This window comes from Bacillus sp. FSL M7-1345 (assembly GCF_038006985.1).
Lineage (GTDB): Bacteria > Bacillota > Bacilli > Bacillales > Bacillaceae_G > Bacillus_A > Bacillus_A cereus_U.
Window position 1 is genome coordinate 3,856,052 of record NZ_JBBOWG010000001.1, and the last position, 15,904, is coordinate 3,871,955.

Below are 15,904 nucleotides of genomic sequence, written 5' to 3' on the forward strand. Positions count from 1 at the left end.
TCTTGCATAAAAAGAGGAAGGGGACCCCTTCCTCTTCTCATTATTCACAACTTATATCATCTTCGCCTCGTATTTGTGCTTTTTTACAAGCCACGCTCCTCCAATTACACCTGCATCATTACCAAGTATTGCAATTGCTAACTTTGTGCTCTTTACAGCACGAGAGAAAGCATATTGCTCGAAATAACGTTGAATTGGCTCTAATAGTGCATCTCCAGCTTTAGATACGCCACCACCAATTACGATTTTCTCTGGGTTCAACGTACTAGCAAGGTTCGCTACAGCTAATCCTAAATAAGAAGCTACTTTTTCCACTACTTCACCTGCTAGTTCGTCACCTTGTCCAAGCGCTTCAAACACATCTTTTGATGTAATAAGCCCTTCTTCTGCTAACATAGAACGTAAAACACTTTCTTTATCTGTCTCTTGTATTTTTTGCATAGCAACACGCACAATACCTGTTGCAGAGGCTACTGTTTCTAAGCAACCCGACTTCCCGCAATTACATGGAAAAGCGTTCTCTGTAACAACTGTAATATGTCCAATCTCACCAGCAGCACCGCTTATACCATGTACAATCTCACCATTGGCGATAACACCACCACCAACACCAGTGCCAAGTGTCATACAAATTAAATCTTTTGCTCCTTCGCCAGCACCTTTCCACATTTCACCAAGCGCCGCTAAGTTTGCATCATTATCAATCACAACAGGTAATCCTGTTTCTACTTCTAGCAAGTCTTTTAACGGATAGTTTTTCCATCCTAAATTAACCGCTTCATAAATCATTCCAGATGCCACATGTACAGGACCAGGAGCTCCCATACCAATACCAATTAACTTGCTTTTTAATTCACCTAATTCTTCTAACTTTTTATCAATAGCTTTCGCTACATCAAGTGTAATATGTTTTCCTTGTTCATTTGTATTCGTAGGGATTTCCCACTTATGTAAAATTTCACCGTACACATTAATAAATGCTAATTTAATCGTTGTACCACCAAGGTCAACACCAACTAACCATTTCTCTTCCATGTTACGTACCTACCTTTATCTAATTCTTATTTATCTCTTTTTGAATTTCTTGCTTCAATAAAAATAAAGCTGTTTGATAGTCTTGTGGATCGATTAGCTGTGATTGATTTAATTCACGCAATTCATCTTGCATTAATTGTAAATCAGCAATTCGATCACCCGTATAAATAATCGTGCCAAATTTCTTTAACAATTGCTGAATATCATAAATGGATATCATTTTATCACCCTCTATGCTCACTTACTATAAAAAAATTATAATAAGAAAACGTTCACATATTTTATTATAATCAAGAAGAAAAAGTCTCGTCAATTTTTATTTGTCTATACAAGCCCATTTATAACCATTGTTCCTTTTTCTGTAATAATTTTCTCTACATTTTTATCAAATGGCTCTACCGGAATATGTTTTACAATTTGAAAATCATAAGCTAATGATAGCGTTTTCCCTTTATAGTGCACGAGATAACGATCATAGTAGCCACCGCCATATCCAATCCGTTCTCCTCGCTGTGTATAAGCTACTCCTGGCACGATAAGAAGATCAATTTCACACGCATTTACTTCTTCCGTAAGCGCTGGAATCGGTTCACGTAAATTCATATATACTGTTTCTAATTGGTTAAAATCACTAATTCGTCGGAAAGACATCGTTCTTGCCCCTTTATTACACTTCGGAACAACAATTTTCTTTCCTTCTTCCCAAGCTTTTTCGATAATAGGATATGTATTCACTTCTTGCTCCATCGAGAGAGTGATTCCAATTGTTTTAGCTTCAACCCACTCTTTTTGTCCATACACCGAAACGGCAATTTGTTCCGATAAAGTTGTATACTGTTCTTCAGATAAAGAATTCATGTGTTCTATTATTTGTTTGCGTAACCGTATTTTCTCTTCTTTCACACACTTTTCCCCCTTACAGTGACACTTTACTCTACGAGGATAGTGTATCACTTTTATGTAGAAATCGCATAAAAAAAAAGAAACAGTAGGAAAATATTCCTACTGCTTACTTTGTTTCACGGTGTAACGTAGACTTCTTGTCACGCTTGCAATACTTTTTAAGCTCGATACGCTCAGCGTTGTTACGTTTATTTTTCTTTGAGATATAGTTACGATCTCCGCATTCTGTACATGCTAGAGTAATATTCACACGCATTCTTATTTCCCTCCAGTCACTAATAACTTAAATCAGACTATACTATAATACCACTTTTAAAATAAAAATTCTACACCTTTTGATATTGTCTAATTTTTTCTATAAGATTTTTCATGTTTTCCCTTGCTATCACTGGGTTTCTAGCATGTGAATACACCAAAAATTTTGGTTGTTTTGTATCAGAAACGATATAAGACCACTCTTTTTCTGTATATTTGAACTGTATCCCTTCAAATATACCTTCTTCTTTTATTTCCATATCGGCCAATAATTTCCTCATTACTTTCCCTTTTTCCTTCCATGAACATACAACTTCATCATACAGTAGATACAGTGGCGGTGATTGCTCTGCTATGCTAAGTAATGTTTTTCCTTGCAACGCTATTAATTCAAATAATTTTCCAATTCGATATAAAATATCTCGCTTCCATCTTATTTGAAAAGAGTTTTTTTCATTATGCATATAAAAGAGGAGGTAACATTCCCCTAATTTCAAAGACATCGGGTAAACATTATCTGCTGATTCGAGTAATAAATCCGGAATATCTACTTCTTCAAAATCAGTTCCTTGGTAAATATTGCTGTGAGTGTCATATAATTCGAAGCGATTTCCATGTTCAGAAAACATAAGAGCCATATTTGCTTTACTCGATTTCATCAGAGCTTTCACATGATCTTTTTGTTCACTCGCATAAATCCATGTAACTGTGCATCCAAGCCTTTGTAGAAAGAGCATAAGTAAATGTTGTAACATATCATTTCTCTTATTAATAAGGAGATGAAACTTCTGTTTTTGTATCGTTTCAATATCAATACGCTCTAACACAGCTTCTACATAATTATTTACAGAAACGTGAACTAGCTTATTTCGTCCCATTTCTTTCTCACAAGCGTAATAAAACGACTCAGACATATATACTTGTTCTATCGCTTTTTGCTGCTTATACGTTAAAAATGATCCCTCCTTACCATACAATTGTATAACAATCCCTCTTTCGCTTTCCACTTGAACGAAAACTCCACCTGCACATTGCAAATTATGAATGGCATACTGAAAAAGCGACTCATTCATTTCTTTACATTCCATCGTATGAATCCCGCTGCCATGAATGGCATGGAGGAATAAATTTTTAAAGGAAGTTGTTTCTATATTTTCCTGACTTCCAATCAATATACTCTCTCCTTTGGCAAAAAGAGATCCATAAGCCATTGCAACTTTCACAATAAATTGAGGAGTAATTTCAACATTACCCCTTCCTACAATCCGGCTTTTTTGTAACCACCCTGCACTCTTTTCACTCTCTTTAACACCGGCAGAACCTACTATCGAATGACTATCTATCTCCTTATATGGCCATATTTTTCCTTTTTGCTTAATTACTGTACTTTTCCCTATATGACAATGGTCCGCTACAATACTTTTTTGAAAAAGTGTAACATCATCTTCGACCATTGTATGATCTCCTATTGTTGTTTCTAGCAACTCACAATTTTTTCCTATATGAGCGTTTGCAAAAATGATACTTTTTTGAAGATGAGAATAACTTGAAACGATACTATTTTTCCCGATAATAGAGTACGGTTCAATTACAGCCCCCGCACCAATCATTGCTCCTTCTCCAATAAAAGAAGGACCATGAATTTTCGTTCCTTTTCCTATCGTTACACCTTCTCCCATCCACACCATTGGTAATACTTCTGTATATGGAATAGGCACCTTCAATTTTTTCGTCAACAAATCGAATTGAGCTTGCCGATATTGATCAAATGTACCAATATCTAGCCAATAGTCTTCTGATAAATATGCAAATAAAGCATTTTTATTCGCCAATAACGGAAACACATCATGACTGAAATCCGAAAATTCCATGGATGGTATGTAAGAAAAGATTTCTGGCTCCATTATATAAATACCTGTATTCACAATATTAGAAACTACCTCATTCCAGCTCGGTTTTTCTATATATCGTATAATTTCTTGTTCTTTATTCATTACAACTAACCCAAATGAGAGTGGGTTTTCTACTTCTTTCGCAAACATCGTTACCATTCTCTTCTTCTGTTCATGAAATGCAATTCCTTCTGATAATTGAAAGTCAGTTAATGCATCCCCACTAATAACAACAAATGTTTCATCTAAAAAACTTTCCGCTTGCTTAATGCTCCCTGCTGTTCCAAGCGGAGGAGAATCTTCAAAATAATACAAGTTAACTCCCCACTTACTACCATCACCAAAGTATTGCTTAATGGCAGTACTCATATATTGAACTGTAATCGCAATTTCACGAATACCATGCTGACGTAATAATTCAATATTATATTCAAGAACTGGTTTTTCTAACAATGGTAACATCGGTTTTGGAGTATTACATGTTAATGGTCTAAGACGTCTCCCTTTTCCTCCAGCTAAAATAACCCCCTTCATATACTTCAGCCTCCACTTATATAATGTTCAAGAACTCCGTATATCATTTATCCCACATTAACTGCAGGAAAAGTCCGTTTTGGTATGATCTAACAATCAGTGAGAGACAGCCCCACTAATTAAAGCCTCACTTTATGAATAAATGTACCTTTTAACTCCCGATAAAAAAAGAAAGCGCTTACCATTAACTTAGTAAAATAATTAATAAGACGTAATTAACACATATGTACTTATTTTTCCATTAATTATGATACATCTTATCATCATAGACTAAAGGAAACAACGAGCTTTTTTTGTCATGTTTTGACTAAAAAAAGCAGGTGATTTCTCATCACCTACTTTTCCCCCTACTCATTCAATAAATAATGCTTTCCTTTTACTAAATAAAATACATTCTCAGCAATATTTGTAACATGGTCTGCTACACGCTCAATATATCTTGCAACAAAGGATAGTTGTGTAATTTGTGTAATCGCTTCTGGTTGTCCAGGGACAGAGGAAATAAATTCACGAATCGCCTTCCCATAAATTTCATCAACTGAATCATCCATTTCAGCAATTTGTTTAGCAAAAGTTAAATTTTCTTGCTCATATGCTTCTAATGCTAAATTTAACATCTTATGAGCAATCTCAAACATTTCCTCAAGATTACGCAAGCTAACGACCACTTCTTTTTCACCAAGACGAATTGTTGATTTCGCAATATTAACAGCATGGTCTGCAATACGTTCTAAATCTGTCGCTGTTTTAATTGAAATGAAAATCCTTCTTAAATCACTTGCTACAGGCTGCTGCTTTGTAATAAGCATAAGCGCAAGGTCATTTATTTCCTCTTCTAAATTATCCATGCGATAATCCCCATCAATGACTTCTAACGCTTTCTCTATATCCCTGTTGTGAAGACCTTCCATAGCAATCAATAAAGCTTCCCTTGCTAACTCACCAAGCTCGATCACCTTTTGCTGTAACGTTTTTAAATCATATTGAAACTGTTCTCTTACCATCGTTTCTTCCCCCTCAATATTATGTGCCATTTTATATAAATCCCCTACCCAGCCTCTTGTATGTTTATTAAGCCTTGAGAAAAGAGAAATATTACTCCCCTATTAGAATGAGGTGAAAGTGAGAAATGCCCTCTGTTAAGAGAGCATTTACTCTTAGCCTTACAGCAATATCAACCAAATCGTCCTGTAATGTAGTCTTCTGTACGCTTATCTGTAGGTGTTGTAAATAACTTGTTCGTATCTGTATATTCCACAACTTCTCCACTTAAGAAGAAAGCGGTTTTATCTGAAATACGTGCTGCTTGTTGCATATTGTGCGTCACGATAACAATACTAAAATCTTTCTTTAATTCCTGAATTAGCTCTTCTACTTTTGATGTTGAAATTGGATCTAGCGCCGACGTTGGCTCATCCATTAAAATTACGTCTGGCTCAATCGCTAAGCAGCGTGCAATACATAGGCGCTGTTGCTGTCCACCAGATAAACCGTATGCATTATCGTGCAAACGATCTTTTAACTCATCCCAAATAGCTGCTCCGCGTAAGCTTTTCTCAACGATTTCATCAAGTGTTTTTTTGTCACGAACACCATGGATTTTCGGGCCATATGCTACATTTTCATAAATAGATTTTGGGAATGGATTTGGCTTTTGGAACACCATTCCCACATGCGTACGCAATTCTTCAACCGGATATGACTTTTCGAATATGTTTCGTTCTCTATATTCGATAACGCCCGTAGTTCGAACGATAGGCACTAACTCTACCATACGATTTAGTGTTTTTAAGTACGTTGATTTACCACAACCACTTGGACCGATAATCGCTGTTACTTCATTCTCATGAATACTTAAGTTGATATCTTTTAAAGCGTGGTCTTCTCCGTACCATAAATTTAAATTTTTCGTATCAAATACCACTTTTTTTGGTGCTGTCTCAATCTTTTTCTCGTTTTTCACCTGTACATTTACTACTGTTGCTACCATTTGAATTCCCCTTTCATCCACTTCCAACTTATTTTCGATTTCGTAACCATAAGACAAATATATTTATAAAGAGCAACAATCCTAACAAAACAATCATCCCGGCTGCTGCTACATACTGAAATTCTTCTTGTGGTCTACTCATCCAATTAAAAATTTGAATTGGTAAAACCGTAAATCTATCAAACATACTGAACGGAACATAATTTGCAAAGGCAAGGGCCCCAATGACTAATAATGGTGCTGCCTCACCAATTGCTCTCGATACCGCTAACGTACATCCCGTTACAATTCCTGGTAAAGCTACTGGCAATACAATTTGATACATCGTTTGCCACTTCGTAGCACCTAATCCGTAAGAAGCCTCTAGTAATGAGCTCGGCACAGTTCGAATCGCTTCTTGACTAGCTACAACAACAGTTGGTAAGACGAGTAAACTCATCGTCAGTGCCGCTGCAATTATGCTCTCTCCTAAATGGAGAGCGTATACGAAAATAGTTAACCCGAGTAAACCAAACACAACGGAAGGTACCCCTGCTAATGTTTGATTATTTAATTCAATTAACTTTTTAAAAACGGACTCCTTCGCATAATGCTCTAAATAAAGAGCTGTTCCGACTCCAAATATAAAAGAGACCGGTATAACAATGCTCATAAATAGTATTGTTCCTGACAAAGCAGCGACAATCCCAGCTTCTCTCGGATTACGCGAGGCGAAGTTTGTAAAGAAATCTATTGAAAGATAACTTATACCTTTTTCAAAAATTTGAAAAAGCAATATAAAAAGTATTACTACTGAAAACAAAATTGCTATATAAAACAAACACTTGTAAATCCGATCCTTTAAAAAACGTGATGCCATATTTTCTTGTATTTTTTTATGGTTTAACATTCGCATATTATGTCACCCTCCTAAAACGGCGCATAATATATTGCGAAATGATATTCATAATAAAAGTAAACATAAATAACGTTGCACCTACAGCATACATGCTGTAATAAGTAATCGTTCCGTGCGGAGCATCTCCTAAACTCACTTGTACAATATAGGCTGTTAGTGTTTGAATAGAATGAGTCGGATCTATCGATACATTAGGTGTTGATCCAGCTGCAATAACAACAATCATCGTTTCACCAATTGCTCGAGAAGCTGCTAATATAATCGCTGCCATTATGCCCGTAAAAGCCGATGGAAACACCACTTGTTTTACCATCTCAAAACGAGTCGCTCCTAGCGCTAATGAGGCTTCTTTAATTCCTTTTTCTACAGCTCTCATCGCATCTTCAGATAGAGACGCAATCGTCGGGATCATCATGAACCCTATAACAATACCCGGACTAATAGCATTAAAAAACTGCAAATCTGGTATAACGCGTTGTAAAAGTGGTGTGACAACTGTTAACGCGAAAAAACCATATACAATTGTCGGGATGCCTGCTAGTAGCTCTAACAACGGTTTTAATATTTTCCGAGCGCCATTCGAAGCGTATTCGCTTAAAAACACGGCACAACCTAAACCAATAGGAATTGCTACGAACATGGCAATTGCTGTTACAAGGATTGTTCCACATATAAGTGGTAATATACCGAATTTCGGATCTTCAAAAAAAGGTAACCATTCTTTCTCTGTCAAAAAAGAATACAATGATATCTTTTGAAAAAACATGATTGTTTCATTTGCAAACGTAATAATAATTCCAAGTGTCGTTACAATGGACACGCTAGCAATGACTTTTAGTATTAATGGAACAATTCGATTGATTCGCTGCGTTTTTTTTCTTCTATTTGTATTTCTCTCAATCAAATGTTGTACAGAAAATGTAATTTGACTTTTGTCATTATGAGCCAAAGATGAAAACCCCTTTCCACCCTGACATTACCTTTTTATTTCTGTTAACATTCGCAGCTGTTCATTATATTTTTCTTTTGGTAATTTTACATATCCGACCTCTTCAGCAAGGCTTCCAACATGCTTAATCATAAACTCAACATAATTTGCTACATTAATTTTATTTCTGATAGATGCATGATTCACATACGTAAATAGCGGCCTAGATAATGGCTTATACGTACCCGATTGAATGGTCTCTTTCGTTGGAAATACACCATCCACCTGTATTGCTTTTACCTTATCTCGATTGGCCATATAATAAGCATATCCTACAAAAGCAATGGCATTTTTATCATTCATTACCCCTTGCATAATAACTTGATCGTCTTCAGACAAAGAAACCGTTTTTACAAGGCGATTATTTTGTAAGACAACATTTTGGAAATAATCATAAGTACCAGAGTCTACGCCTGGCGCATAAAATTTAACTTGTTCACGTGGCCATGATGAATGAATTTGTGACCACCGTTTCAATCTTCCATTTTCACTCCATAATAGACGTAACTCGTCTATCGTCATATCGTTTACCCACGTATTTTGACGATTCACAACAATCGTTAGACCATCATAAGCAACCTCAAATGGTGTAAATTGAATGGAGTTTTTCTGCATTGCATTTTCTTCTACCGGTTTCATCAATCTCGAAGCATTGTTTATATCTACTTCTCCTTTACTGAAACGATTAAATCCTCCTCCTGTCCCAGAAATACTAATAGAAATTTTCACGTTTGGATGGGCCTTTGTATATTCCTCTGCTACTGCCTCTATAATAGGAAAAACCGTTGAGGATCCATCAACTCTCACTTCTCCCATTTCATTTGTAGCGAATGCAGTAGACATATTAAAACAAAGGAAACATGTCGATAATGTCAAAACTTTAATCGATGCGCTCATCCATTTCACGTGTTCTTCCTCCTAGAAGTAACCGGAAATAACAGGATTACAGATATAAGAATACTGCTAAACTATTAATTCGGTTTTAATTGTTTGTAAAAGTTTTGTAAAGTTCCACAAAAACAACTGTATACACAAACTTTATTTTCACTTTTGTACTTTAGATGCAGGAAATTTTCTAATCATCCATAAAACTGCTATCACCTATCACACAAGACAAACTTAGAGCGTATGCACTCATCTTGTTATGTTCATCGTTTTTGAAACTACATGTTTTCTTCAACATTTTACGCTTGTCCACATTTACTAAACCATATGCATAAAGCATAAAAAAAAGCACACTATCTTTTTAGATAGTGTGCTTTTTTTACAACTTTTTTATTCATCATCTTGTGCATTACTTTTTTTCTCTTTTTCATCTTTTGGAGCTTCACCAGTTAATGCTTGTTTTTTCAAATCAAAGTAAGCGTCCATTATTTCACGACCAATATATCCATTAATCCCTGTTTTATCATCATGTACCCATGGCACAACAACAGAAAATGCTACTTCTGGATCTTCAAGTGGCGCATAACCTACTAATGTTAAGTTATATGTTTCTTTACGCTCACCTTTTTCATTTCTACCAATCTCTTTATCTCCGCCATATACAGTTTGAGCTGTACCTGTTTTCCCAGCGGCTTTATATGGTGCACCTGCAAAGTATTTTGTAGCTGTACCACCTGAATCATTAAACACTTGTCTAAATCCTTCTTGAACACGTTTAATTTGTGATTCAGGCATATCAACACGATTTAATACTTTCGGTTCCATGGATTGAACAACTTTTCCAACTTCCTCTGGCTTCGCCGATGGCTGACGAATTTCTTTTACAACTTGGGGTTGCATACGATATCCACCATTTGCAATCGTCGAAATATATTGCGCTAATTGAAGCGGTGTATACGTATCATACTGTCCGATTGATAAATCTAATAAGAAACCTGGTTGATTCCCTTTACCTATTTGACCAGCAGTTTCATTTGGCAAATCAATTCCTGTTTTTACACCAAGCCCAAACTGCCCAAAATAGTAACGCATAGTATCAAATGCTTTTTGCGGGATATCTAACGTACCGCCTCGTACGTATGGAACCCCTGCAATATTCATCGCTGTTTTAAACATATAAACGTTAGAAGACATTTTTAACGCTGTAAGGTCATTAATATACCCCATCGTTTTCCAAGATGACTTCGTAGGTGTCCCTTTTAATTTAATTGGTTCATCTAACTGTACAGATCCAGGTTGAATTGCACCAGTTTGATATCCCGTAAGTACTGTCGCACCTTTTACAGTTGAACCCATCGGATAAGAACTCGTCATCGTTCCTAATGCGAAATCTTTTACTTTCGTTTCGCCGCCTTCATTCACTAGTTGTTTCCCCGCCATAGATAAAACTTCACCATTTTTCGGGTTCATCATTACAACGAATGCACGGTCTAAAAGAGGTTCGCTCCCTTTAAATCTCATTAAGTTTTTCTCAAGAATCTCTTCTACACGCTTTTGTAATGCCATATCGATTGTTAAATTCAGATCGTTACCTCGTTGTCCTTGTGACACATTAATAGTTTCTAAAATATTACCATCTTTATCTGTAACATTTCTAACTTCAGATTTTGTACCGTGTAAACTATCTTCATATTGTTGCTCAAGGTAACTTTTTCCTACGCGATCATTACGATTATAATCACGAACAAGATAGTAATCTAATCTTTCTCTCGGTAGCCCTTCATCAGAAGAAGTTACACTACCAAGTACACTTCGGAACATATCGTCATACTTATATTTTCGCTCCCAGTCAACATTTGTATCTACACCTGGTAATTTCGCTAAATTTTCACTAATAATCGCGTATTCTTCCGGTGTTGCATTTTTTTTAACGATTTGCGGCGTCATTGCATATCCGCTTTCCATCTTACTTTTGATCGCCAATATTTCTAAATCTTTTGCTGACAGTTGATTAATCTCTTCTTCTGTTACACGATTTCGTTGACGTTCATCCAGTTCTTTATCGTCAATTTTATTTGTTTTAAGCTCTTCACGATCTTTTTTTGTGATTTTTGTTTCTGCTTCTTCTTTATGTAAAGCAAGCCAATAATCTTTTTTATCGCGATCTGTTAACTTATCTGTTGGGACTTCAATTAAATCTGCTAACTTTTTCGCCGTTTCTAAGCGATCTGCTGCAGTTGATCCCTTCATTTTTGTAAATGTAATTGTACGAATAGGCTCATTATCTACGACCGCTTCTCCATTACGATCAAATATTTTCCCGCGTGGTACAGGATTACTTATCGTTGAATTTTCTTTTTTCTCAACTTCATTTTTATATTCCTCGCCACGAACAATTTGTACGTATCCAAGCCTTACAATAACTGCGGAGAACATTAAAAACACGCAAAAAAACAACACGTTTAACCGAAAGGGAACGTGGGTTTTTGTCTTTGTTTGGTTCTTTTTCTGCTTCTTACTCATACAAACCCCCTCTACCAACAGCTATGTAATGTGAAAGGGACACCTTCATACAGGTGCCCTCACTGCTGTCTTACATCTTTTTCTATTCTAGCATAAAACAAACGATAAGTTAACCTTCTGGTTCAGTTTGATTCTGCGTGGTTCCTTGCGCTACAACGCTGGTTTTGTTCACATTTCCCTCATCATATTTGACATTTTTAACTGCAAAATAAATAAGAAAATGTCCAGCTCCTAAAATACATAGTAAGAACGGTAAACTTTTTTCAGGAGGAAAGAATGTTACAGCACATAAAAAACTTAAAATGGAACAAATTCTTCCGGCATTTAACCATAATTCCCTGACAACTACATATTCTACACGCCATTCTCTCGCCTGTTTTGCTCTACCAATTACATCGTATGTCATGGATCCGTACGGAACGAGTAAAATGGGATATGCAACCGCAATACATGCTGCATAAATAAGTAATTTCGTATATGTAACATTGAAAATAACTAAAAATACGACCGCATATAAAATAATGCCACCAAGTAAAATTGCTTTTTTTCGCCATTCTTTCTTTAACAGACGAGTAACTAAATAATAGCATACAAATGATACTGCAGAATTCACTAAACTATACTTCCCTAGTGCTAACTCGCTACCAGATGCTAAATAGACGTATACCGAAATAACGAAAATAAACGTTCCCTCTCTCAAGCCTTGGAAGAAATGAGCACGCGTAATTCTTCCCCAGTTTTCATCAACTTGCCGCTCTTTCAATACTTGCACAATTTCATAGCGTCCTTCACATTCCCTCTTCGATAAAAAAAAGCTTAGAACGACTGCAACCGCAAATAGCATTAACGAGAGGAAGAAAACGACAGTATAACCGCTCCATTTTTCCATACGTGAAATTGTATATCCTGCAGCTATCGGTCCAATCATTCCAGAGAAAGATGTAAGAAGTCCGAGAAAACCGTTAAAAAAATCTCTTGTTTCTGGTTCTGTAATCTCAAATGTCAACAAGTTAAAAGCGAGCCAATAGAAACCATACCCAACTCCTAAAAGGGCTCCCATTAGTAAAATATAGTGAGATGCACTTTTTCCCGCTACTAAAACGACGATAAAAAAAACAGCTAACGTGCCTACACCGATTCGCAATAAAATCGAGCGATCAATACGTTTCGCTAATTTCCCGCCCACAAGAAATGTTAGAGGCTGCAATACAACGCTGGCCAAATTATACAAGCCCAGATTTACATAATTTTGTGTTTGCTTCCATAAATAAATGTTTACAAACGTATTCGATAAAGAAATTGCGAGCGTGTATAAACCTCCTATAACGAGCAATAATACTAAATCCCGATTCACTTCAACATCACCAATTACATGTTTCCACTTCATACACAACTCTCCTTTACTTCATGTTCTAGTCTTCCAAAGACAAGCTCAATTATGTAAAAGGAGAGCATAGAAAAAAGCTAGGAGAAAACTCCTAGCTTTTTTCTAGCTGTATTAACTTCAATTATTTTGCTTCTTGGTAAAGTTTTTCAGCAACGTTCCAATCTACAACGTTCCAGAATGCACCGATGTAGTCAGGACGACGATTTTGGTAATTTAAGTAGTAAGCATGCTCCCAAACATCTAAACCGATAACTGGAGTTTTACCTTCAGTTAGAGGAGAATCTTGGTTTGGAGTGCTTGTTACTTCTAACTCACCATTGTTTACTACTAACCAAGCCCAACCAGAACCGAAGCGAGTTGCGCCAGCTTTTGCGAATTCTGCTTTGAATGCATCGAAGCTACCGAATTTCGCTTCAATCGCAGTTGCAAGTTCGCCTACTGGTTGTCCCCCGCCGTTTGGAGATAGGATTGTCCAGAAGAATGTATGGTTAGCATGTCCGCCACCATTGTTACGTACTGCTGTACGGATTGCTTCAGGTACTTCGTTTAAGTTTGCAACTAATTCTTCAACGCTTTTGTCTGCTAATTCTGCATGACCTTCTAAAGCAGCGTTTAAGTTTGTAATATACGTGTTGTGATGTTTTGTATGATGGATGTTCATTGTTTCTTTATCAAAGTGAGGTTCTAAAGCATCATACGCATAAGGTAAATTTGGTAATTCGTGTTTTGCCATTGTTATATTCCTCCCGGTTTATGTATTGTCACTACATATGTGACCTACAACTTCATTCTACCCTAATTGCCATAGGGTGCAAACAAATAAATCGCTTTGTCTTGCTATCATTAAAGTAGCAAAATTCCCACTTCTTTTCAATTAAAATGCTCATATATTCCGAAAAAAAGCTTCCTTCTACAAGGAAGCTTCCTGCTGACATAATAAACATATGAAATGGATATGGACCCTGTAGGACTCGAACCTACGACCGGACGGTTATGAGCCGTCTGCTCTAACCAACTGAGCTAAGGGTCCACGATTATGTATGTACCATTAAAAACAACTACATTCCCATCGGATATATCGTTTGAAAAATGTAAGATAAATTTACCATATACAAAAGAAAAGTGTCAATTGTATTTTTCTCTACTAAAAGAAGTAAATTAATAAAAAGAAATTTAGTCCTTTCTACTATATGTAAATATAATATATCTTGAGCTTCTCTAGATTCGTACGTTACAATGATTTTACACATACATAAAGGAAGTGAATCTATGTCCATTTTTACACAGCTAGCAAAAAGCGTATATTCGCCTAAAGATATGGCGCTTTTCCGTTTTCAAAAAATCGGTAAAACCATTTTGTATATTATGCTTCTTTGCCTAATCACTACTATTCCAAGAACTTTCTTGTACGGTAGCGTCATCCAAGATGGTGTTAACATGGTAAATAAAGTAATCGAAAAAGATTTACCTGATTTTAAAATTGAAAATGGCGAGCTAACAGCTGATATTGATCAACCTATCGAAAAAGAAGATGGAAATGCCCTTTTCGTATTTGATCCAAATTCAACAGACTTAGAAAAATATCAAAATAAAACAGGTTTATTTGTTTTAAAAGATAAAGTAGTCTCCATGGGGAATGGTCAAACACAAACATACTCCTACAATGACTTATTAGGCGCATCTCTTGAGAAAAAGGATTTACAAGATTTCATTTCGTTATTTGACAGTATTTATCCAATCTTATTATTCGTTATTGGGTTCTTACTGTACTTGTTCCAATTATTTATTACCTTTGTAGGAGTTACATTGCTTGCCTTCATCGGTTCTGCGATGAGCGGTCAACGCAAATTATCTTATAAACAAGTTTGGACATTAACTGCTTACAGCTACACAATTCCAACAATTTTCTTTATGATTATGGATTTATTCAAAATAAACGTACCTGGTGCAACATTCATTTACATTGCAGTTGTTTTAATCGTTCTATACTTAACAATTAAAGAAGTTCCAAAACCGAAAGAAAAACAAGAACTATAAAAAAATGCCTAAATAGGCATTTTTTTTTTGGACAAGCATATATTCCTAGCAAAGGAGTGAAGGATATGAAGAGATTAGGTGTACTCTTATTCGTGCTTGTCCTCGGTTATATATTTTATTACGACATAAAAATCGGTACTTTACCGATGTTAAGTTCATACAAAAAAACCTCTGCTGCCCAAACGATAAAACAAGAAAATACAGATACAAAACAAAATAAAGAGAAAGAAACAGAAAAAGAAACGGATACAACTTATAAAGCAATCGAAGTAAAAACTGGCGATACAGTTCTTTCTATTACAGAAGCGATTAATAAGAAAAAAATTCCTTCTATTGAAAAAGTAATTGATGATTTTAAGCAATTAAATAAAAATACATCTGCTACAAAAATCCAAGTTGGAAAGTCTTATAAATTCCCGTTATATCAATAAGCAATCACTTAATCCTTGTCAATTACATAAAGGCGCTGATACAATAGTAAAAGTGAAACCCAGTACTTTGGTTTCCATAGCCCTTTCTCACACATACTATCATTGATGTAAGGGACTAAAATAAGAAACTTCTTTTATAAGGAGAG

Annotated in this window: 15 protein-coding genes and 1 tRNA gene; 2 read left to right on the forward strand and 14 right to left on the reverse strand. The window is 35.8% G+C overall.

Going from position 1 to position 15,904, the window contains the following annotated elements; all coding sequences use genetic code 11:
- Window positions 1–51: 51 nt before the first annotated feature.
- The 14 genes from glcK to MHB76_RS20220 all read right to left on the reverse strand — a co-directional run bounded on the left by glcK (window position 52) and on the right by MHB76_RS20220 (window position 14,320).
- Entirely contained in the window at window positions 52–1,035 is a 984-nt protein-coding gene (gene glcK, locus MHB76_RS20155; protein ID WP_002145726.1) for a glucokinase, read from the reverse strand.
- Window positions 1,036–1,054: 19 nt separating this feature from the next.
- The gene (locus MHB76_RS20160; RefSeq protein WP_002173470.1) at window positions 1,055–1,255 is read right to left on the reverse strand and encodes a YqgQ family protein; all 201 of its coding nucleotides are present in this window, start codon (window positions 1,253–1,255) and stop codon (window positions 1,055–1,057) included.
- 104 nt (window positions 1,256–1,359) lie between these two features.
- Complete coding sequence (locus MHB76_RS20165) at window positions 1,360–1,938, reverse strand: 5-formyltetrahydrofolate cyclo-ligase (protein WP_016106166.1); 579 nt, start codon at window positions 1,936–1,938, stop codon at window positions 1,360–1,362.
- A gap of 106 nt (window positions 1,939–2,044) precedes the next feature.
- Window positions 2,045–2,194 carry a 50S ribosomal protein L33 gene (rpmG, locus tag MHB76_RS20170; RefSeq protein ID WP_001265616.1) on the reverse strand — a complete coding sequence of 50 codons (150 nt, stop codon included), beginning with the start codon at window positions 2,192–2,194 and terminating at the stop codon, window positions 2,045–2,047.
- 70 nt (window positions 2,195–2,264) lie between these two features.
- Window positions 2,265–4,619, reverse strand: coding sequence for a sugar phosphate nucleotidyltransferase (locus MHB76_RS20175; protein WP_002160468.1), 2,355 nt, complete (start codon window positions 4,617–4,619; stop codon window positions 2,265–2,267).
- A gap of 347 nt (window positions 4,620–4,966) precedes the next feature.
- Window positions 4,967–5,623 (reverse strand): phosphate signaling complex protein PhoU, encoded by a 657-nt coding sequence (gene phoU / locus MHB76_RS20180; RefSeq protein WP_033711012.1) that lies wholly within the window; start codon window positions 5,621–5,623, stop codon window positions 4,967–4,969.
- A gap of 170 nt (window positions 5,624–5,793) precedes the next feature.
- Complete coding sequence (gene pstB, locus MHB76_RS20185; protein ID WP_002111857.1) at window positions 5,794–6,609, reverse strand: phosphate ABC transporter ATP-binding protein; 816 nt, start codon at window positions 6,607–6,609, stop codon at window positions 5,794–5,796.
- 28 nt (window positions 6,610–6,637) lie between these two features.
- Entirely contained in the window at window positions 6,638–7,504 is an 867-nt protein-coding gene (pstA, locus tag MHB76_RS20190) for a phosphate ABC transporter permease PstA (RefSeq protein ID WP_002145719.1), read from the reverse strand.
- 1 nt (window position 7,505) lies between these two features.
- Window positions 7,506–8,456, reverse strand: a complete 951-nt coding sequence (gene pstC, locus MHB76_RS20195; protein ID WP_340987495.1) for a phosphate ABC transporter permease subunit PstC — start codon at window positions 8,454–8,456, stop codon at window positions 7,506–7,508.
- A gap of 27 nt (window positions 8,457–8,483) precedes the next feature.
- Window positions 8,484–9,401: a PstS family phosphate ABC transporter substrate-binding protein gene (locus MHB76_RS20200; protein ID WP_078172805.1), complete on the reverse strand. Its 918-nt coding sequence runs from the start codon at window positions 9,399–9,401 to the stop codon at window positions 8,484–8,486.
- A 369-nt stretch (window positions 9,402–9,770) separates the two neighbouring features.
- A complete protein-coding gene (locus tag MHB76_RS20205; RefSeq protein ID WP_078172804.1) occupies window positions 9,771–11,903 on the reverse strand; it encodes a peptidoglycan D,D-transpeptidase FtsI family protein in 2,133 nt (710 codons plus the stop codon).
- A gap of 109 nt (window positions 11,904–12,012) precedes the next feature.
- On the reverse strand, window positions 12,013–13,290 hold the full coding sequence (locus MHB76_RS20210; protein WP_016106171.1) for an MFS transporter: 1,278 nt from the start codon (window positions 13,288–13,290) through the stop codon (window positions 12,013–12,015).
- Window positions 13,291–13,411: 121 nt separating this feature from the next.
- A complete protein-coding gene (gene sodA, locus MHB76_RS20215) occupies window positions 13,412–14,023 on the reverse strand; it encodes a superoxide dismutase [Mn] (RefSeq protein WP_001052029.1) in 612 nt (203 codons plus the stop codon).
- Between the two features lie 223 nt (window positions 14,024–14,246).
- Window positions 14,247–14,320: transfer RNA gene (locus MHB76_RS20220), tRNA-Ile, on the reverse strand.
- 239 nt (window positions 14,321–14,559) lie between these two features.
- Here MHB76_RS20220 and yqgB point away from each other — a divergent pair.
- Together yqgB and MHB76_RS20230 are read left to right on the forward strand one after the other, a co-directional pair.
- The gene (gene yqgB / locus MHB76_RS20225; RefSeq protein WP_002034056.1) at window positions 14,560–15,327 is read left to right on the forward strand and encodes a protein YqgB; all 768 of its coding nucleotides are present in this window, start codon (window positions 14,560–14,562) and stop codon (window positions 15,325–15,327) included.
- Window positions 15,328–15,392: 65 nt separating this feature from the next.
- The gene (locus MHB76_RS20230) at window positions 15,393–15,758 is read left to right on the forward strand and encodes a hypothetical protein (protein ID WP_016106172.1); all 366 of its coding nucleotides are present in this window, start codon (window positions 15,393–15,395) and stop codon (window positions 15,756–15,758) included.
- Window positions 15,759–15,904 lie beyond the last annotated feature (146 nt).